Below are 18,939 nucleotides of genomic sequence, written 5' to 3'. Positions count from 1 at the left end.
GCTCGGCTGACTCATTCTGGGGCTCCGGCGAGCAGGTGGTAGAGGACGGCCATCCGCACGTGCACGCCGTTGCGCACCTGGGCCAGGACCGCGGAGTTCGGGGAGTCGGCGACGGCGGGCGCGATCTCCATGCCGCGCACCATCGGGCCGGGGTGCAGCACGGGCGCGCCCTCGGGCAGCAGGCCGAGGCGGTTCTCGTTGAGCCCGTACGCGATCGCGTACTCGCGGGCGCTCGGGAAGAAGCCGCCGCGCATCCGCTCGGCCTGCACGCGCAGCATCATCACCGCGTCGAGCGCCGGCAGCTCGGCGTCGAGGTGGTGGGAGACCCGGCAGGGCCACTCCGCCACACCCGTCGGCAGCAGCGTGGGCGGGGCGATCAGCACGACCTCCGCACCCAGGGTGGAGAGCAGCAGCACGTTCGACCGCGCGACCCGGGAGTGCAGGACGTCGCCCACGATCCCGATCCGCCGGCCCGCGACCGAGCCGAGCCGGTCCCGCAGCGTGGCCGCGTCGAGCAGGGCCTGGGTGGGGTGCTCGTGGGTGCCGTCCCCGGCGTTGACGATCGAGGTGTGCGTGCCGGTCGCGGCCGCGTCCCGGTCCGCCCAGGCGGCCATGCGGTGCGGGGCGCCCGAGGCGGGGTGCCGGACGATCACGCAGTCCGCGCCCATCGCCGAGATCGTCAGCGACGTGTCCCGCAGCGACTCGCCCTTGGAGACCGAGGAGCCCTTCGCGCTGATGTTGATCGTGTCCGCGCTCATCCACTTGCCGGCGATCTCGAAGGAGACCCGGGTGCGGGTGGAGTCCTCGTAGAAGAGGGTGACGACGGTGCGGCCGCGCAGCGTGGGCAGCTTGCGGACCTCGCGGCCCAGCAGCGTGTCCTTGAGCCGGGCCGCGGTGTCGAGCAGACCGGTCGCGGACGCGGCGTCGAGGTCCGCGATCGAGAGCAGGTGCTTCACTCCGCGCCCCCCGTGTCGGGGCCGCGCTCGATCAGGACGCCGTCCACGCCGTCGGTCTCCGTGAAGCGGACCAGGATCTTCTCCGATCGCGAGGTGGGGACGTTCTTGCCCACGTAGTCCGCCCGGATCGGCAGCTCGCGGTGCCCGCGGTCGACCAGGACGGCCAGCTGGACCGCGCGCGGGCGACCCTCGTCCCGCAGCGCGTCGAGCGCCGCGCGGGTGGTGCGGCCGGACATCAGCACGTCGTCGACCAGGACGACGAGCTTGCCGTCGATCCCGCCCTCCGGCACCGCCGTGTCCTCCAGCGCGCGGGCGGGGCCGCGGCGCAGGTCGTCCCGGTAGAGCGTCGCGTCGACCGAGCCGACCGCGGGGACGGCCCCGGCGAACTCGGTGATCGCCACCGCCAGCCGGTGCGCCAGCGTGACCCCGCGCGTAGGCACACCCAGCAGGACGAGGTCCGCGGTGTTCCCGGCGTCGAAGGCCGTCTTCTCGATGATCTGGTGCGCGATGCGCGCGATGGTGCGGGTGACGTCGGCGGCGCTGAGGAGCTCACGAGGAAGCTCACGGGCCTGGCCGGCGCCCCCGCGGCGTTCGTCCGCCACGAGGTGCTCTCCTTTCCCGCCTCACGGGACGGGGTTAAAGGACGTGTTGTGCTCACGACCCTAGCAATCGCGCCACCGGTGCCGGGGCCGGTGCGGGCGAGCCGTCCGTCACGTCCCCCCGGCGTCCCGCCGAACCCGCTGCGACGTGGCCCGCGACGGCGCTCCGACGGCTCCGCCCGGTCACAGGATCGTCACGATCCGACAACACGCCCGCACCGGGCTGGCAGCCGGGCGGAACGCGGTTCCGGTCACCCGCAGTGTGCTCACCGAGCGCTCACGACCGCCACACCCACAGGGCCACCAGGCGTCACAGTGCTCGCGGGCTGTCGTCGGGCTCTCCGCCGACGCGCCGGATTGATACCGCTGACGGGGGAACACACGTCGATCGATCGGGTGGGAAAGGCCCACCGGGCACTCGACCGGGTAGACCCGGCTTGACCAGCGCCGCGCTCCCGGCGCATGATTACTCTCCGTATTGATCGACAGTGGCGAGGGTGGCCGCGGACGCGGGGCGCCGAGCTCGTCCACGAGGCAGCAACTCGCAGGACGACTCGCGACACCCGGTACAGAAATCCATCCACACGTCCAGCGGTACAGGTCCCGTCGGCCCCGCGGCCGACGACCAGGAATGAGGAGATCGCCACATGGGCGACTACGCCAAGGCGCTCGGGAGCAAGCTCCGGGCCATCCGGCAGCAGCAGGGGCTGTCGCTGCACGGCGTCGAACAGAAGTCGGGGGGCCGCTGGAAGGCGGTCGTCGTCGGTTCGTACGAGCGCGGCGACCGCGCCGTCACCGTGCAGAAGCTCGCCGAGCTCGCCGACTTCTACGGCGTGCCGGTGGCCGAGCTCCTGCCCGAGGGCCGCGTGCCGTCGGGCTCCGAGCCGGCCACGAAGATCGTCATCAACCTCGAGCGGCTCCAGCAGCTGCCCGCGGACAAGGTGGGCCCGCTGGCCCGCTACGCCGCCGCGATCCAGTCCCAGCGCGGCGACTACAACGGCAAGGTCCTGTCCATCCGGGCCGAGGACCTGCGCTCGTTGGCGATCATCTACGACATGACCCCCGGCGAGCTGACCGACCAGCTGATCGACTGGGGCGTCCTGCCCCCCGAGGCCCGTCCCTCGCACCGCGAGTGACGCCTCACCGGTGAACCTGCCGGGACCGTGCACCGGGGAAGGGCGCACGGCACCGGCATCCGGCGCGCGGGGCGGCCCACCGTCCCGCGCGCCCACCCGCTGACGGGACCACCGCGTCATGGATCCACCGCGTCATGGATCCACAACGCGAACCGGGACCCCGGAAAAGCGCGTCATGGATCCATAACGCGAGTACCCGGCGGATCGTCCTCGTCGCCGATGCCGCGGGCGGCCAGGGCGTCGCCCAGCTCGTCCGCGTGGGACAGGGTGCGGATCACGAAGGGCACGGCGAAGGCCGTCGGGGAGCGCCCGGCGCCACGGGCCTGCGCCGCCTCCCGCACCGAGCCGGCGATCGCCGAGAGCGTCGCCACCGCCTGCACCGTGAGACCCACGAGCAGGCCCAGGCGGTCCGGCCGCACCCCCACACGCCGCAGCGGGCCGAGCGCCCGCTCGACCACGGACACGACGTCGTCCACCCGCGTGGTCAGCGTGAACAGCGTCGCCGCCGCCACCGCGGCCACGAGCCGCAGCACCGTGACGATCGCGGCCTGCGCACCCACCAGCCAGAGCTGCAACCCGCCCACCAGCACCGCGAGCATCACGACGGTCCGCAGCACCGGCCACAGCCGCACCCACGGCACGCGCGCGACCGCGTAGCCGAGCGCGACCAGCGCGCACGCCCCGCCGAGCCACCAGGGCGAGCCGACCAGCACCGTGGCGGTGACGAACACCAGCAGGACCGGCAGCTTCACCGCCGCCGGGGTCCGGTGCAGCGGGCTGCGGCCCGGGACGTACAGGCCCAGGACGCTCACGTCACGAGCTTGCGGTAGTGGTCGAGCGCGGGCTCCGGCTCGTCGTCGGCCACCACGCGCCCCTCGTCGAGGACGACGACGCGGTCGAAGTCCGCCAGCAGCTCCAGGTCGTGGGTGACCACCAGCACCTGCTGCCGCAGGCCCCGGAGCAGCTCCGCGAAGTGCCGGGCGTTGCGCAGGTCGAGCAGGGTGGTGGGCTCGTCGCAGACCAGGACGTCCGGATCGAGGGCGAGCATCCCGCACACCGCGAGCAGCTGCTTCTGCCCGCCGGAGAGCTGGTGGGCCGGATGGTCCGCATAGCCGGCGAGCCCGTGCTCGGCGAGCACCTCGGCCGCGCGCCGCGCCCGCTCGGCGCGCGGGAGTCCGCTGCGCCGCAACGAGAACGCGACGTCCTCCCCCGCCGTCGGCATCACGATCTGGCTGTCCGGGTTGGTGAAGACGAACCCCACCTTGCGCCGCACCGCCGCGCCGTTGCGCACGGGATCCAGCCCGTCGACGCGGACCGTTCCGCTCGACGGCCGGACCAGCCCGTTCACGGTCCGGGCCAGTGTGGACTTCCCGGACCCGTTGGCGCCCACGAACCCCACCCGCTGCTCGGGCAGGGTCAGCGTGATCTCCTCCAGCACGACCCGCTCGCCGAACCGGTGCCCGACACCCTCGAACTCGATCACGGCGCCATCCTCCCCGGCACCCCGTCGGGCCCCACCGCCTGCCACAGCGTCGCGACGCCGAGCCCGCCCCCGGCGGACAGCGCCGCCAGCCCGACACCGCCCGCGAGCGCCTCGCCCGGGCCCCGACCGGCCGCCACACCGGGCCGCTCCGGCGTACCGGAGCCCTGCCCGGCCTGCCCCGCCGGACCCGCGGCCACACCGGCCGCCTGTCGGACGAGACGGGAGAACAGGCGCACCACCAGCACAGCGCCGGACGCACCCCACGGGTGCCCGAGCGCGATGGCTCCGCCGTCCGGGCTCGCGGTGCGCTCGTCGATCCCGGCGGCATCGAGGCAGGCGAGCGCCTGGCCGGCGAAGGCCTCGTTGAACTCGGTGACGACCGGGCTCCCGGCCTTCAGCACCTGCTGCATCGCCGGGACGGCCCCGAGCCCGAGCCGCCCGGGCTCGACGGCCGAGGTGGCCGCGCCCAGCAGCCGCAGCCCGGGCAGCCCGAGCTCGCGCCGGACCCGCTCGCTGACCAGCAGGACCGCGGCGGCCCCGTCGCTGACGGCGCAGGAGTTCGCCGCGGTCGCGGTGCCCCCCGGGGTGAAGGCGGGGCGGAACCGGGCCAGCCGCTCGGCGGTGAAGCCCGCGCGGGGCCGCTGGTCGCGGTCGACCCCCGCCACCGGCACCAGCTCGCCGGCGAACCGGCCCGCCCGCTGCGCGGCGACGGCGCGCTCGTGGCTGCGCAGGGCGAAGGCGTCCTGCCGAGCGCGCGAGATCCCGGCCTCGGCGGCGACGCGGTCCGCGGCGACCCCCATCTCCGGGTCCTCGTGGCCCGCGGGAGCGAAGGGCGCGCGCGTGTACTCGACGGGCGGGCTCCCCCGCCGGGCCCGGTGCGGCGCGGTCGACGCGCTCTCCACCCCACCGGCGAGGTAGACCTCACCCTCCCCGGCCCGGATCATGGCGGCGGCCAGCGTGATCGCCGCCAGCCCGCTCGCACACTGCCGGTCCACGGTGATCCCCGGCACGGCGTTCCCCAGCCCGGCGGCGAGCGCCGCCACCCGCGCGGTGTTGCCCCCGGGGCCGAACACGTTGCCCAGTAGCACGTCGTCGACCGAGGTGACGCCGACGTCGTCGAGCACGGCTCGCAGCACCGGGGCCGCCAGCTCGTCGCAGCCCAGCGCCCGCAGCAATCCCCCGCCGTTCCCGATCGGCGTCCGGCGAGCCGCCACCACCACGACCCCGCGCTCCCCGTCCCCACCGAGGTCACGCCCCCCGCTCACGACCGACCCCCGGTGCAGACACGGCCCACCACAAATCCCGCGAGTCGGCACTTTCGGTAGGCCGAAACACACATCTGCAACTTCTCGTCGGCGCGGCCCCGCGACGAGCGACCCGCCCGCAACCGGCTCGGGTGCCCGCGGGTCGGCCCGTCGGTCGGCAGTCCGCCCCCGAGCGCAGGCCGGAGCCCGACACCTCTGCGACGTCTCATCGCAGCGGACCCGCGTCGAGGGTCCCGTTCGCGATCGCCTCGACCACCGCCGCCCGCGCCACCTTCCCGGACGCGGTGCGCGGCAACGCCTTGACCACCAGCCACCGCCGCGGACGCGCCTCCGGCAACAGCCCCTCGCGGGCGGCCGCACGCAGGAGGGCGAGCGACGGTGTGCCCTCGCTCTGCACCACCGCGGTGACCAGGGCCCCCAGCCGCGGGTGCGGGGTACCGGCGACCAGCACGTCGTCGACCGCCGGGAGGCCGCGCAGCGCCGCCTCGACCGCCTCGGCCGCGACCAGCCGCCCACCCGTCGAGATCATCGCGCCGCCCCGACCGGCGACCGTGACGACGTCCCCGGCGACTGTCCCGCGGTCCCCGACACCGGACCACGCGGGAGCCGGATCCAGCGCTCCACCGCGCAGGTAGCCGTCGAAGGCCAGCGGCGAGCGGACCCACAGCTCCCCGGCACGCTCCTCGACCTCGACACCCGCCACCACCCGGAGCGGCCCGCCGCCGCGGCGGAGCGCGATGAGGGAGTGCTCGGCGGAGCCGTAGTACTCGACGATCTCCGGCCCCCGCACCCGCTCCCGCAGCTCGCAGGGCAGGTGAGCACCGCCGCACACGATCGTCCGCAGGTCGCCGAGATCCTGGTCCGCGAGCTGCCCGAGCATGGCCGGGACGACGTGCACCGTGCCGGCCTCCCGCGCGTCGGTCACCGTGAGCCGGGGCCGGAACCGCACCGGAACCCCGCTCCAGAGCGCGTGCAGCGCCCCGAACAGGAAGAGCGACGAGCTCAGCGGCCCCGCGATCAGCACGGGCCCGGGGACCGGCCCGAGGGCGGCGAAGCTGCGCAACCACGAGTCGCGGGAACGCTGCAGCACCTTCGGCCGCCCGCTGCTGCCCGACGTCGTCGGGAGGTAGAAGGCGTTCCCCCGCGCGGCCGCACCGACGACACCATCCGGGCCCGGGCCGACAGGGCCGCCCACCGTCACGTCCGGCCGCGCGTCGTCCAGCACCGCCTCGCGCTCCCGCACCGCCCAGCCCGGCTCCAGCACCAGCGCCGCCGCCCCCACCAGGTCCGCGCCCAGGAACCAGGCCAGCACGTCGTCCGCGGACCCGGGGGCGACCGCCACCCGCGAACCGGGCCCGATCCCCCGTCGCCGCAGCTCGGCGGCCGCACCGCGCACCCGGCTGAGCAGCACCGCCGGCAGGGCGGCGCCGCCGAGGACGGGCGGCCCTGCGGTCATCGCGAACGGGCCCCCACGAGCCGGTCCGGCAGGGCCCGGTGCACGACCGACGCGATCAGCGCCGCGATCACGACCTTGGCCAGGTCGCCGGGCACGAACACGAGCGAGCCGGTGAACGCGGTGCTCCACGAGCCCGTCTGCACCGCCAGCCACGGGATGCCGACCGCGTAGTCCACGAGCAGCCCGGCCAGCGCCGCGACCAGGAGCATCGGCAGCCGCGGGGCCCGGGTGCGGGCCGCGGCCTGCGCGATCAGGCCCGCGACCAGCGCGGACAGGATCCAGCCGAACAGGAAGCCGCCACTGGGCCCGACGAACGGCGCGATCCCGCCGCGCCCGCCCGAGAGCAGCGGCAGTCCGATCGCCACGAGCGCGAGCAGCAGCACCACCGCGAGGACCGCGCGGCGTGCCCCGACCAGCACGCCCGCCAGGAAGGGCCCGGCGTTCTGCACGACGATCGGCACGCCCGTGGCCCCGACGTACACGCCGGGGAACAGCCCGAGGACCGCGATGAACGCCGCGACCACGACGGTCGTCGCGATGTCCGCCGCGGGAGTGGCACGGCGGGAGGTCGCGGGAGGCAGCTGTTCGGGCACCTGAGCAGGCTAGACGGCGTCCGGCCGACTTCCCCCACCCGCGGGCTGTCATCCCCGCCACTGTGGGCCGGACGCACGTGCCCGACGCGACCTCAGAAGGGCAGCACCGGGGCCGCGAGCACCGCCCGTCCCAGCCAGGAGGCGTGCTCGTCGAGGATGCGCAGCGAGTCGGAGTACGCCGCGTCGTAGTGCTCGGTCGAGGGCAGCCGCTCCCAGATCTCCTCGGCCTTCTCCCAGGCCAGGTGCCGGGTGAGCCGGACGACGAGGTTCGCCCCGTTGTTGCCCACCAGGTCGCCCACCGAGTCGGTGCCGTCGGCGGAGAGCCACGACTCGAAGTCCGCCCGCAGGCCGTCCATCTCGTCCGCGAAGATGTCGTTGATCGTGTCGTAGTCCGCGCGCCGGGCCGGGGTCGGCGGGAACTTCCGCCAGGTCTCCAGCAGGGCGAAGGTCAGGTCGAAGTTGACGTGCGCGTTCACACCCGCGGCCGCGAAGTTGGCGTGCGGGATGTCGTGGTCGCGGCGGGCGAAGAGCACCCACCAGGCCCTCGGCGTCGCGCTGCGGACGGTCCCGTCCCCGGCGTAGTCCCGGATCGCGGCGAAGTAGCGGCGCGCGAACTCCAGGTCCAGGAGCGTGATGAAGTCCGGATCGGCGAAGCGCCGCTCCGGGTTCTGCCCCGCCGCGGTGCGCCCCACGTTCCGCGTGATCGTCGCGTAGAGGCGGCTGAAGCAGGCGATCCCGTCCCGCGCCTCGCGCCCGGGATGCTCGGCAGCCCGGTCCCGCACCGCCTCCAGCTGCGCGACCACCTCGTCGATGCTCTGCGCGTCGTCGGCGCAGCACGCCGCCAGCGCCGAAGCGCTCCCCGGTCCCACGATCCGTGCTCCTCTCGTCACCGATGGAAGGAGCACGGGCCGCGGTGCTCCGATACGTCAGCCGGACAGATGCGTCCCGAACCACGTCTCGATGCGTTCCCAGCCGTCGAGCGCCGCCTCGACCCGGTAGGCCGGTCTGTCGACGGAGAAGAACGAGTGCCCGGCCCCGTCGTAGCGGTGGAACTCGTAGGTCTTCCCGTTGTCCTGCAACAGCTTCTCGAGCTCGTCGACGTGCGCCGGCGACGGATGGGCGTCGTCGTTGCCGAACAGGCCCAGCACCGGAGCGGTGATGTCCGGGATCCGGTGCCGCAGCGGCACCATCGGCTTCGGCAGGCCCTCCGGCGGGTCCTCCACGACGAACCCGCCGTAGCAGTCCACGACCGCGTCGACGTCCACCTCCGCCGCGGCCAGGATCGACTGCCGGCCGCCGGAACAGTGGCCGATCAGCCCGACCTTGCCGTTCGAGGTGGGCAGGTCGCGGAGCCACCGCGCCGCGCCCGAGGCGTCCCCGGCGAACCGCTCGTCGGGCACCCAGCCGGCCTCCCGGGACACCTTCGCCGCCTCCGCGGGCGGCAGGCCGGGGGCCTCGCGGCTGTAGAGGTTCACGCAGATCGCGTCGTACCCCATGACCGCGAAGCGGCGCACGAACTCCTTGTTCTCGCGGTCGTAGCCGGGCAGGTGATGGACGACGACGACCCCGCCGCGCGGCCCCGGCGCCATCGGGCGGGCGGTGTAGGCCTCGACGAGGTCCCCGCCCGCCCCGCGGATCCCCACGGTCTCGGCCAGCACTGCGTCGTACCCCACGGGCTTCCCCCTTCGCGAGTGATCACTTCCGGTCATTGCCTACACCTGTTCCGTCCCACCCGGAAGGGCGGGGCACCCTAGGCTCGGACCTGCGCGGACCTGGACCAGAGTCGATGCGGACGGAGGGGACGGACCATGACGGAACGGTTCCGGATGCTCATCGGGGGCGAAGCGGTCGACGCCGCCTCGGGGGCGACCTTCGAGTCGGAGAACCCCTACACCGGGCGGCCCTGGGCGACGATCCCGGACGGCGGGACCGAGGACGTCGACGCCGCGGTGGCCGCCGCCCGCGCCGCACTCGACGGCGAGTGGGGCGCCACCACCGGCTTCGCCCGCGCCGCCCTGCTGCGCCGGCTCGGAGACCTCATCGGCGAGAACGCGGAGCGGCTCGCCCGGCTCGAGGTCGAGGACTCCGGCAAGCTCTACCGGGAGATGATCGGCCAGCTCACGGGCCTCGGCGGCTGGTACCACTACTACGCGGGCCTGGCGGCGACGACCGAGGGCCGCCAGATCCCGACGCCCAACCCGAACTACCTCGTCTACACCCGCCGTGAGCCGGTCGGGGTGGTCGCGGCGATCACGCCGTGGAACTCGCCGCTGCTGCTGATGACGTGGAAGGTGGCGCCCGCGCTGGCGGCCGGCTGCACACTCGTCGTCAAGCCGTCGGAGCACGCGCCGGCGTCGACCCTCGGGTTCGCCGAGCTGATCGCGCAGGCCGGGTTCCCGCCGGGCGTGGTCAACGTGGTGACCGGCCTGTCCCGCGAGGTCGGGGCGCACCTGGCCGGGCACCCGGGCGTCGACAAGGTGGCGTTCACGGGATCGACGGCCACCGGCCGGGCCGTCGCGCACGCCGCGGCCGAGAACCTGAACAAGGTCACCCTCGAGCTCGGCGGGAAGTCTCCGCAGGTCGTGTTCGAGGACGCGGACCTGCAGGCCGCCGCCAACGGCCTGATCGCGGGCGTGTTCGCGGCGACCGGGCAGACCTGCATGGCCGGCTCCCGGCTGATCGTCCACGAGTCGGTGCACGACGAGCTGGTCCGGCTGGTCGCCGAGCGCGCGGCGACGATCAGGCTCGGCGACCCCAACGACCCGGACACCGAGATGGGCCCGGTCGCGAACGGCCCGCAGTACGAGAAGGTGCTGGGCTATCTGGAGACCGCCCGCGCGGAGGGCGCGACGGTCGCGTACGGCGGGGCGGCCGAGGAGTCGCTCGGCGGGTACTTCGTGAAGCCGACCGTGCTGACGGGCGTCGGGCCGGAGTCGACGATCGTGCGCGAGGAGGTCTTCGGTCCTGTCCTGTCCGCCTACACGTTCACGGACGAGGCGGAGGCGGTGACGCTCGCGAACGACACCCCGTACGGCCTGGCCGGCGCGGTGTGGACGAAGGACGTGCACCGCGCGCACCGCGTCGCCGCGAAGATCCGGGCGGGCTCGGTGTGGATCAACGCCTACCGCGTGGTGGCCCCGAGCGTCCCCTTCGGCGGCTACGGCCAGTCCGGCCTGGGCCGCGAGAACGGCGCCGCGGCCGTGGACGAGTACCTGGAGACCAAGGCCGTCTGGGTCGAGCTGGGCGGGGGCACCCGGGATCCGTTCACCCTGGGTTGACCGACCCCGTGAGTGGCGATCACCGCTCCGGCGACGATCGCCACTCACGAGGGTCGTTTTTGTCGGTGCTCGATGCGAACATCTGTTCGTGTCCCGAATCCGGTCGCGCGCCGAGGCGAGCATCCTGCACGCCGACCTCGACTCCTTCTACGCGTCCGTCGAACAGCGCGACGCGCCGCGGCTGCGCGGGCGTCCGGTCATCGTCGGCGGCGGCGTGGTGCTCGCGGCCAGCTACGAGGCGAAGGCCTTCGGCGTGCGCACCGCGATGGGCGGGCGGCAGGCGCGGGCCCTGTGCCCCCGCGCGATCGTCGTCCCGCCCCGGTTCGGGGCGTACACCCAGGCCAGCAAGGACGTGTTCGCGGTCTTCCGGGACACCACGCCGGTGGTCGAGGCCGTCTCGATCGACGAGGCGTTCCTCGACGTCGGCGGCCTCTGGCGGATCGCAGGCGCCCCCACGGCGATCGCGCAGCGGCTCCGCGAGCAGGTGCTGGCCGAGGTCGGCCTGCCGATCACCGTGGGCGTGGCCTGCACGAAGTTCCTCGCCAAGGTCGCCTCGGGGGTCGCCAAGCCGGACGGGCTGCTGGAGGTGCCACCCGGCGGCGAGCTCGCGTTCCTCCATCCGCTCCCGGTCGAGCGGCTGTGGGGCGTCGGCAAGGTCACGGCGGCGAAGCTGCACGCCACGGGGATCCGCACCGTCGGGGAGGTGGCCGGCCTGGGCGAGCCCTACCTCGAGTCACTGCTCGGCCGCGGCTCCGGGCGCCACCTGCACGCGCTGGCCCACAACCGGGACCCCCGGGTCGTCGAGACCGGGGTGCGACGGCGGTCGATCGGCTCCCAGCGGGCGCTCGGCCGCCGCTACCGCACGCCGGAGGAGATGGACGTCATCCTGGCCGGGATCGTCGACCGGCTCGGCAAACGGCTGCGCGGGGCGGAACGCACCTGCCGCACGGTCGTGCTGCGGCTGCGCTTCGGCGACTACACCCGCGCCACCCGCTCGCACACCCTGGCCCGCGCCACGGACCACACGCCGACCCTGCTCGACGCGGCCCGCCACCTGCTCCGCGAGGCGCTCACGATGATCCTCGACCGCGGGCTCACGCTGATCGGGATCTCGCTGACGAACCTCGACGCCGACGAGGGCATGCAGCTCGCCCTGCCGTTCGGCCCCACCAGCGGACCGGAGCTGGACCGCACCCTCGACTCGCTGCGCAGCAGGTTCGGCGCGGAGTCGGTCACCCGGGCGGCCCGCCTCGGCAAGGACCAGGGCATGGAGGTGCCGATCCTGCCGGACGGCTGAGCGGTTCGGCGGAGACCCCGGAAACGGGGCCTCTCCGGAACCCACGGGCCCCGGAGAGGGATCTGCCGAGCCGGCGGGGGGCTCCCCAGTTCCCGCCGGCCCGACACCGGGTCCAACGAGCCTGCGGCCGAGGGGTCACCCGTCGATCTCGTTGCGAGCGGGTGAACGATTCGGACGGGTGACGCGACGACGGCGGATTCAGCTGGTCGTGGTGCGACCGGACCAGTGCGGCTCGACCTCGGCCCAGCCCGCTTCCCAGGCCCGGGCGTTGCTCCGACCGGTGGCGCGGCGCACGAGCTGCCACACCCCGAGCAGCAGCATGATCCCGATCACGGCCCCGGCCGCGGCCACGACCACTCCGACGAGGAGCCCGGCGTAGGGGGAGGTGGGGGCGGACGCCTGCCTGCCGTCCCGGTCGAGCCAGACGACCACCTCGGAGCCGGCCACGGCGGCCACAGGCACCGAGAGGCGGCCGGCGCGGGGGGTGCCGTCGGGAGCGGTCCAGGTGACCTCGGCGCGGCGGGTGCCCGCTCCGGCGCCGGCGGCCGTTCCCTCGAGCGCCGTGACCAGGGCCTGGACCCGCACGCGCTCGCTCGACTCGCGACCGGCCCGGTCCACGACGGCGCCGTTCGCGGCGACCCCGCCGATCGCCGCCAGGACCACGACGAGCACGCCGACGGCACAGAGGAACACGGCCACCAGATCCTCGAGGCGATCGGTTCGCCGTCGGGTGGTGCGCGGGGAGGGGTGTCGCTCGTCCACGGGCGGGGACTCGTCCGGCCCCACCCCCGCCGTTACCGGGCTCGTCACCAACCCTGTCCTGAAGCACCTGCATCAACTAGGGTCCGTGACGACGGCAGCGCGGCACGATCCGAGGAGGGACGAACGATGGCGTGGGACTTCTCCACCGAACCCGAGTTCGACACGAAGCTCGACTGGATGCGGGAGTTCGTCCGGGAGGAGATCTACCCGCTGGAGACCCTGGATCTCGATCCTGACCAGTTCGCCCGGATCACCGCACCGCTCAAGGAGCGGGTCAAGGAGCAGGGCCTGTGGGCCGCGCACCTGCCGCCGGACCTCGGCGGCAGCGGGTTCGGCCAGGTCAAGCTCGGGCTCATGCACGAGATCCTCGGCGCGTGCCGCTTCGCCCCGGGCATCTTCGGCAACCAGGCGCCGGACTCCGGCAACGCGGAGCTGCTGGCGATCGGCGGCTCGCCGGAGCAGAAGGAGCAGTGGATGCACCCGCTGCTGCGCGGCGAGATCCGCTCCAGCTTCTCGATGACCGAGCCCGGCGCGGGCGCGGACCCGACGCTGCTCACCACCCGCGCGGTCCTCGAGGGCACCGGCGACGGTGCGGAGTACGTGATCAACGGGCACAAGTGGTTCTCGTCGAACGCCGGCCGGGCGGACTTCCTGATCGTCATGGCCGTGACCGATCCCGACGTGAGCCCGTACCAGGGTTCGTCGATGATCATCGTCCCGGTCGACACCCCCGGGGTGACCATCGTCCGCGACATCCCCGTGATGGACCACTCGTCCGTCACCCCGCAGCTCGAGGGCGGGCACGCGGAGATCCTCTACGAGAACGTGCGCGTGCCGAGGGCGAACCTGGTGGGCAACCCCGGCGACGGCTTCAGGCTGGCGCAGCAGCGCCTCGGCCCGGGCCGCATCCACCACGCGATGCGCTGGCTGGGTCAGTCGAAGCGGGCCTTCGACATGCTGTGCGAGCGGGCGGTGTCGCGGTACTCGCACGGCTCCGTGCTGGCCGACAAGCAGATGGTCCAGGACTGGGTGGCCACCTCGGCCGCGGAGATGCAGGCCGCCCGCCTGCTCACCCTGCAGGCCGCCTGGACCATGGACCGGGTCGGCGCGGCCAACGCGCGCAACGAGATCGCGATGATCAAGTTCTGGGGTGCCCGGGTGCTCCACGACGTGATCGACCGGGCGATCCAGGTCCACGGCTCGCTGGGCTTCTCCGGCGACCTCCCGCTCGAACAGATGTACCGCGCGGCCCGTGCCGCCCGCATCTACGACGGCCCGGACGAGGTGCACAAGGCCACCCTCGCCCGGCGGATCCTGCGCGGCTACGAGCCCCACGAGGTGCCCTCGGAGCACGTGCCCACCCGCACCGCGGCGGCGCGGGAGAAGTTCGCGCAGTACCTGGAGCTGGCCACGGCGAACGACTGACGGCGGCCGTCCGGCACGCCGCCGAACGGACCCGACCGGCTCCGAGCGGGCCGACGATCAAGGCTGACGATCGGGGCCGGCGATCGGGGGCCGGCGATCGGGGCGGCGCTCAGAAGCGGCGGTTCGCCAGCACCGGGATCGCCCGCCGGGCGGCGTCGACCCCGTCGAGGTCGACGTCCGTGACCAGCAGCCCGGGCTCCTCCCCCAGCTGCGCCACGATCGCGCCGAAGGGGCTCGCCACGAGGCTCGCGCCGATCCCGGTGGGCGCCCTGCCGCGCTCCCGGCCGACCGTGGTCGGGTCGGCCTGGTCGCAGGCCGCCACCACGCAGGTCGAGTCCAGCGCCCGGGCGCGCACGAGCAGGTCCCACTGCTCCCGCTTGCCGGGCCCCGCGCCCCAGGACGCCGGCGTGAGGACCAGCCGCGCCCCGGCGTCGCCGAGCTTCTGGAACAGGCCCGGGAAGCGCAGGTCGTAGCAGGTCGCGAGGCCCACGGTCACGCCGTCGACCGTGATCGTCGCGATCTCCGACCCGGGGGCCACGGTGTCGGACTCGGCGAACCCGAAGGCGTCGAACAGGTGGATCTTGTCGTAGTGCGCCTCGACCCCGCCGCCCGTGGCGAGCAGCGTGTTGCGCACCCGGCCGTCCGGGTCCGGGGTGAACATGCCGGCGACGACGGTCAGCCCGGCGTCCGCCGCGATCTCCCGGACGCCGGTGGCCCACGGGCCGTCGAGCGGTTCGGCGACCGGGCCGAGCCGCACCCCGAAGCAGCACATCGTGGCCTCCGGGAACACGACGACGCGCGCCCCGTCGGCGGCGGCCGCCGTCACCTGCGCCGAGACGAGCTCGAGGTTCTCCGCCGGCGACGGTGTGGACACGATCTGGGCCAGGGCGATCCGCACCGGGCTCCTCCTGCGGTGGTCGGGCTGAGGGTTGCTGTATACGTAGCGTATGACGAGTGCGCGCGAGCCCGGGCGGAGCTCGGGCCGCGACCGGGCCCTGCTCTACCTGCGCGAGACCGTGCTGGCGGATCCCGCGGTCCAGGGGACGTTCCTGAACGAGGGCGAGCTCGCCGTGCGGATCGGCGTCTCCCGCACGCCGGTCCGCGAGGCGCTCCTGCTCCTGGTGGCGGACGGGCTCGTCGAGATGCTCCCCGGCCGCGGCGCGTACGTCCCGCCCCTGACGGGCCGGCAGATCCGTGAGCTGATGGAGCTGCGCGGGGTGCTGGAGCGGCACGCGGCGAGCCGGGGGCTCGCCGAGGGTGTCGCGCCCTTCGTCCTGCTGGGCGAGATCCTCACCGAACAGGCCGCCCTCGCCCGTTCCGGCACGGACGCCACCGCCTTCATCGACCGGGACATGGAGTTCCACCAGGCACTCGTCGACGCGGCCGGGAACAGCCTCGCCTCGCGCACCTACGCGGGCCTGCGGGTGCGACAGCGCCGCCTGGGCGTGGCGGCGGTCGACGGCTCGGCCGCCCGGCAGCAGGCGGTCTGCGCCGAGCACGCCCGGATCGTCGACGCCCTCCGGGACGGCGACGAGCCGGCGTCCCTCGCGGCCATCGACGAGCACCTGGACCTCACCTTGCGGGTGCTTCTCGAGGCGTGAGCCCGAGGTAGGCCTCGTCCTCGGCGAGGTCGGGGTCCCGCCCCACGAACAGGCCCACGACCGTCACCACGCAGGCGACCCCGACGTAGACGGCCACGGCGACCCAGCCGTAGGCCCCGTTGAGCGCCGTGAACGCGAGCGGTGCGACCGCACCGCCGAACAGGCCGGCGATCGTGTAGGCCAGCGAGCTGCCGGTGTAGCGCAGCCGCGGCCCGAACTGCTCGATCACGAAGGCCGCCTGCGGCCCGTACATGAGCGAGTGGAACACCAGGCCGACGACCACCCCGAGGATCAGCAGGCCCACCGAGCGCCCGGCGATCATCGGGAAGAACACGAAGGTCCAGACGATCGCGCCGACCGCCGCGATCCCGTACAGCAGCCGCCGGTTGATCCGGTCGGTGAGCGCGCCGGCGAGCGGCATGAGCGGCAGCTGCAGGGCCGCGCCGATCAGGGTGGCGGTGAGGACCTCGGCGCGCGAGTAGCCGTGCGTCGTGCCGTAGGCGAGGACGAACACGGTGAACAGCGCGTACAGCACGTCGGGCCCGATGCGGGCGAGCACGGCCGCGAGCAGCCCGCGGAACTCGTGCCGGAACACCTCGGTGACCGGCGCGGACGGCCGGTCGCCCTTCTCCGCGATGGCCTTGAACACGGGCGTGTCCTCGAGCTTGAGCCGGATCCACAGCCCGAACGCGATGAGCACGGCCGAGAGCAGGAACGCGACCCGCCAGCCCCACGACAGGAAGGCCTCCTCGGAGAGCACCGCGGTCAGCACGGCGAGCACACCGTTGGACAGCAGGTTGCCGGCGGGCGGCCCGACCTGGGCCGCCGAGGACCAGAACCCGCGCCTGCGCGGGTCGCCGAACTCCGACGACAGCAGGACCGCGCCACCCCACTCGCCGCCGACGCCCACGCCCTGGGCGAACCGCAGCAGCACCAGGATGACCGGGGCGGCCACCCCGATGGTGCCGTAGGTCGGCAGCAGGCCGATGAGGAACGTGGCCGCGCCGATCAGCAGCAGCGTGACGACCAGGACCTGTTTGCGGCCGATCACGTCACCGAGGCGGCCGAACACGATCCCGCCCAGGGGTCGTGACACGTAGCCGACGGCGTAGGTGGAGAAGGCGAGCAGCGCGCCGGTGAGCGGGTCCGAGTTCGGGAAGAACAGCTGCGGCAGCACGAGCGCCGCGGCCGCCGAGTAGACCGCGAAGTCGTACCACTCCAGCGAGGTGCCGGACAGGCTCGCGGCGAAGGCCTTCACCAGTGAACGCCGGTCCACCGGTGGTGCGGACGAGGGCTGGCCGGTACTCATCGCGTCTCCTCGGGTCGTTCCGACTGCCTGGACTCCCAATATACTTGCTGTATACACTCGGCATGCGCAAGCCCGAGGAACGAAAATATGGACAGGAGTACCCGTGTCGGAGCTCGTTCTCACCCTTCCCGGCGGCGAGGTCCGCCGGATCGCCGTCCGGCGCGTGTTCAACGCCGGGTATGCCGGCCGCGCCCAGGAGGAGGTCGCCGCACACGTCGCCGAGCTGGCCGAGCTCGGCGTCCCGGCGCCGGCGGTGGTCCCCGCCCTCTACCCGATCGCGCCGTACCTCGCCGTGCAGACCGGCCGCGTCCCCGCCCAGCACGGGCGGACCTCCGGCGAGGCCGAGTGGGCGCTCGTGATCGGCGACGACGTCGTGGACCCGCTGCTCACCGTGGCCTGCGACCACACCGACCGGGACCTCGAGGTCCACGGCGTGGCCTGGAGCAAGAACGCCGGGCTCGACGTGCTGGGCGGCGAGGCGTGGCGGCTCACCGAGATCGCCGACCGGCTCGACGCGATCACCCTGCGCGCGTGGGTGCGCCACGGGGCGGGCGAGACCCTGATCCAGGACGCCACGCTGGCCGCCCTGCTCACCCCCGCGTACTGGCTCGACCTGCTGCGCGAGCGCGGCTGGCTCGAGCCCGGCACCGTCCTGCTGTCCGGCACGGTCGCGATGAGGCCCGGCGTCGACCAGTTCGCCGAGGGCTGGCGGGTCGAGCTCGCGGACCCGGCGACCGGCCGCGCGCTCGGTCTGTCCTACTCCGTGGACCGGCTCCCGGAGCCGATCGGCTGAGCGGGCGGCTCTCCGGGACCGGCTCGGCGACACGCCCGCCCGGCGCCACCCGAGCGACCGGACGCGCCGGGCGGGCCGGGCGGGCCGGGCGGGCCGGGCGGGCCGGGCGGGCCGGGCGGGCCTACACCGGCTCGGACATGTATGCGGTCCCCGTCTCGAGCAGCGACTTCAGGTCCGACAGGATGTACGGCCAGCCACCGCCACCCTGTAGCGTCTCCCCCGAGACGAGCGCGGCGTGCAGCGGCGCGCCCTCGACGTCGTGCACCACGGTGAGCCGCACGAGCCCGCCGGGCAGGTCCTCGATCTCCCAGGTGATCCGGGTCAGCGGTTCGGCGGCCTGGCCGGGTTCGAAGAGCATCCGCCAGGTCTGGACGAGCCGGTGCGGCGCGTCGACCTCGAGCACCTCCCCCTCGACGACGACGTCCGCGGCCCCCATCGCCTTCATGCCCTCGTTGGCCAGCGCACGGAAGGTCCCGCCCGGGCGCAGGTCGTACTCGGAGACCGTGCGGTAGCCGTAGCGCTGCGTCCACTCCGGCGAGGTGATCGCCTGCCACACCTGCTCCGGCGTCGCCTTGATGTGGACGCGGAAGACCTGCGTGGTGGCCGTGGCCGTGTCGTTCATGGGTGCCTCCAGTGCCGCCTTGAGATCCGCGAGCGCCGCGACGCGGTGCTCGGTGTACTTGCCGATCCACCGGTCGTGGACCAGCCGGATGGGCACCGGGTTGAGGAAGTGCCGCCGCTCACGCCCCTGCTTGCGGGACACGACCAGACCGGCCTCCTCCAGCACCCTGAGGTGCTTCATGACGCCGAACCGCGTCATCTCCAGCTCCGCCTCCAGCTCGGTCGACGTCTGGCCGTCACGGGCCAACAGCCGGTCGAGCAGGAGCCGACGGGTCGGGTCGGCGAGCGCCCTGAAGACGCTCGCGGACCCGTCGTCCTCCGGCATGCCCGAAAGATAGGTGACCAAATGGTCACGTGTCAACGCT

Annotated in this window: 19 protein-coding genes; 6 read left to right on the top strand and 13 right to left on the bottom strand. The window is 74.0% G+C overall.

The genetic code is table 11. The features are described from left to right. Window positions 1–11 precede the first annotated feature (11 nt). A complete protein-coding gene (locus ABD324_RS02990; RefSeq protein WP_344412071.1) occupies window positions 12–956 on the bottom strand; it encodes an aspartate carbamoyltransferase catalytic subunit in 945 nt (314 codons plus the stop codon). Further along, on the bottom strand, window positions 953–1,558 hold the full coding sequence (pyrR, locus tag ABD324_RS02985; RefSeq protein ID WP_344412069.1) for a bifunctional pyr operon transcriptional regulator/uracil phosphoribosyltransferase PyrR: 606 nt from the start codon (window positions 1,556–1,558) through the stop codon (window positions 953–955). The genes ABD324_RS02990 and pyrR overlap by 4 nt, the downstream gene beginning before the upstream one ends. Window positions 1,559–2,202: 644 nt before the next feature. Here pyrR and bldD point away from each other — a divergent pair. Next, window positions 2,203–2,691, top strand: a complete 489-nt coding sequence (gene bldD / locus ABD324_RS02980) for a transcriptional regulator BldD (RefSeq protein WP_344412067.1) — start codon at window positions 2,203–2,205, stop codon at window positions 2,689–2,691. A 173-nt stretch (window positions 2,692–2,864) separates the two neighbouring features. Here the strand turns inward: bldD and ABD324_RS02975 are convergent, their stop codons facing one another. The 7 genes from ABD324_RS02975 to ABD324_RS02945 all read right to left on the bottom strand — a co-directional run bounded on the left by ABD324_RS02975 (window position 2,865) and on the right by ABD324_RS02945 (window position 9,161). Next, entirely contained in the window at window positions 2,865–3,503 is a 639-nt protein-coding gene (locus tag ABD324_RS02975; RefSeq protein WP_344412065.1) for an energy-coupling factor transporter transmembrane component T family protein, read from the bottom strand. After that, window positions 3,500–4,174 carry an energy-coupling factor ABC transporter ATP-binding protein gene (locus tag ABD324_RS02970; RefSeq protein WP_344412063.1) on the bottom strand — a complete coding sequence of 225 codons (675 nt, stop codon included), beginning with the start codon at window positions 4,172–4,174 and terminating at the stop codon, window positions 3,500–3,502. Before ABD324_RS02970 ends, ABD324_RS02975 begins: the two co-directional genes overlap by 4 nt. Beyond that, window positions 4,171–5,439 (bottom strand): thiolase family protein, encoded by a 1,269-nt coding sequence (locus ABD324_RS02965; RefSeq protein ID WP_344412061.1) that lies wholly within the window; start codon window positions 5,437–5,439, stop codon window positions 4,171–4,173. Before ABD324_RS02965 ends, ABD324_RS02970 begins: the two co-directional genes overlap by 4 nt. 205 nt (window positions 5,440–5,644) lie before the next feature. Next, window positions 5,645–6,895 (bottom strand): AMP-binding protein, encoded by a 1,251-nt coding sequence (locus ABD324_RS02960; protein WP_344412059.1) that lies wholly within the window; start codon window positions 6,893–6,895, stop codon window positions 5,645–5,647. Next, window positions 6,892–7,488: a biotin transporter BioY gene (locus ABD324_RS02955; RefSeq protein ID WP_344412057.1), complete on the bottom strand. Its 597-nt coding sequence runs from the start codon at window positions 7,486–7,488 to the stop codon at window positions 6,892–6,894. Before ABD324_RS02955 ends, ABD324_RS02960 begins: the two co-directional genes overlap by 4 nt. A gap of 92 nt (window positions 7,489–7,580) precedes the next feature. Then, window positions 7,581–8,357 (bottom strand): DUF5995 family protein, encoded by a 777-nt coding sequence (locus ABD324_RS02950; protein ID WP_344412055.1) that lies wholly within the window; start codon window positions 8,355–8,357, stop codon window positions 7,581–7,583. Between the two features lie 57 nt (window positions 8,358–8,414). Next, window positions 8,415–9,161 carry a dienelactone hydrolase family protein gene (locus ABD324_RS02945; protein ID WP_344412053.1) on the bottom strand — a complete coding sequence of 249 codons (747 nt, stop codon included), beginning with the start codon at window positions 9,159–9,161 and terminating at the stop codon, window positions 8,415–8,417. Window positions 9,162–9,296: 135 nt separating this feature from the next. Between ABD324_RS02945 and ABD324_RS02940 the strand changes: the two genes are divergently transcribed. Beyond that, window positions 9,297–10,766, top strand: a complete 1,470-nt coding sequence (locus ABD324_RS02940; protein WP_344412051.1) for an aldehyde dehydrogenase — start codon at window positions 9,297–9,299, stop codon at window positions 10,764–10,766. An 82-nt stretch (window positions 10,767–10,848) separates the two neighbouring features. Next, the gene (gene dinB / locus ABD324_RS02935; RefSeq protein WP_344413364.1) at window positions 10,849–12,063 is read left to right on the top strand and encodes a DNA polymerase IV; all 1,215 of its coding nucleotides are present in this window, start codon (window positions 10,849–10,851) and stop codon (window positions 12,061–12,063) included. A 198-nt stretch (window positions 12,064–12,261) separates the two neighbouring features. Here dinB and ABD324_RS02930 read toward each other — a convergent pair whose 3' ends face one another. Then, entirely contained in the window at window positions 12,262–12,825 is a 564-nt protein-coding gene (locus tag ABD324_RS02930; protein WP_425565738.1) for an Rv1733c family protein, read from the bottom strand. Between the two features lie 126 nt (window positions 12,826–12,951). On the opposite strand from ABD324_RS02930, the gene ABD324_RS02925 reads away from it, so the two are divergent. Further along, window positions 12,952–14,250 carry an acyl-CoA dehydrogenase family protein gene (locus ABD324_RS02925; RefSeq protein WP_344412046.1) on the top strand — a complete coding sequence of 433 codons (1,299 nt, stop codon included), beginning with the start codon at window positions 12,952–12,954 and terminating at the stop codon, window positions 14,248–14,250. 109 nt (window positions 14,251–14,359) lie between these two features. Here ABD324_RS02925 and ABD324_RS02920 read toward each other — a convergent pair whose 3' ends face one another. After that, complete coding sequence (locus ABD324_RS02920) at window positions 14,360–15,148, bottom strand: carbon-nitrogen hydrolase family protein (protein ID WP_344412043.1); 789 nt, start codon at window positions 15,146–15,148, stop codon at window positions 14,360–14,362. A gap of 49 nt (window positions 15,149–15,197) precedes the next feature. Between ABD324_RS02920 and ABD324_RS02915 the strand changes: the two genes are divergently transcribed. Further along, on the top strand, window positions 15,198–15,851 hold the full coding sequence (locus ABD324_RS02915; RefSeq protein ID WP_344412041.1) for a GntR family transcriptional regulator: 654 nt from the start codon (window positions 15,198–15,200) through the stop codon (window positions 15,849–15,851). Here ABD324_RS02915 and ABD324_RS02910 read toward each other — a convergent pair. Further along, complete coding sequence (locus ABD324_RS02910) at window positions 15,823–17,160, bottom strand: MFS transporter (RefSeq protein WP_344412038.1); 1,338 nt, start codon at window positions 17,158–17,160, stop codon at window positions 15,823–15,825. The two genes, ABD324_RS02915 and ABD324_RS02910, sit on opposite strands and share 29 nt — an antisense overlap. A gap of 103 nt (window positions 17,161–17,263) precedes the next feature. Between ABD324_RS02910 and ABD324_RS02905 the strand changes: the two genes are divergently transcribed. Further along, window positions 17,264–17,953 (top strand): DUF2848 domain-containing protein, encoded by a 690-nt coding sequence (locus ABD324_RS02905; protein WP_344412036.1) that lies wholly within the window; start codon window positions 17,264–17,266, stop codon window positions 17,951–17,953. Between the two features lie 121 nt (window positions 17,954–18,074). Here the strand turns inward: ABD324_RS02905 and ABD324_RS02900 are convergent, their stop codons facing one another. Next, window positions 18,075–18,899 (bottom strand): ArsR/SmtB family transcription factor, encoded by an 825-nt coding sequence (locus ABD324_RS02900; RefSeq protein WP_344412034.1) that lies wholly within the window; start codon window positions 18,897–18,899, stop codon window positions 18,075–18,077. Between the last annotated feature and the right edge of the window lie 40 nt (window positions 18,900–18,939).

The organism is Pseudonocardia ailaonensis (assembly GCF_039531635.1).
In the GTDB taxonomy this organism is placed as follows: domain Bacteria; phylum Actinomycetota; class Actinomycetes; order Mycobacteriales; family Pseudonocardiaceae; genus Pseudonocardia; species Pseudonocardia ailaonensis.
This window is presented reverse-complemented; position numbering and strand designations above follow the sequence as displayed.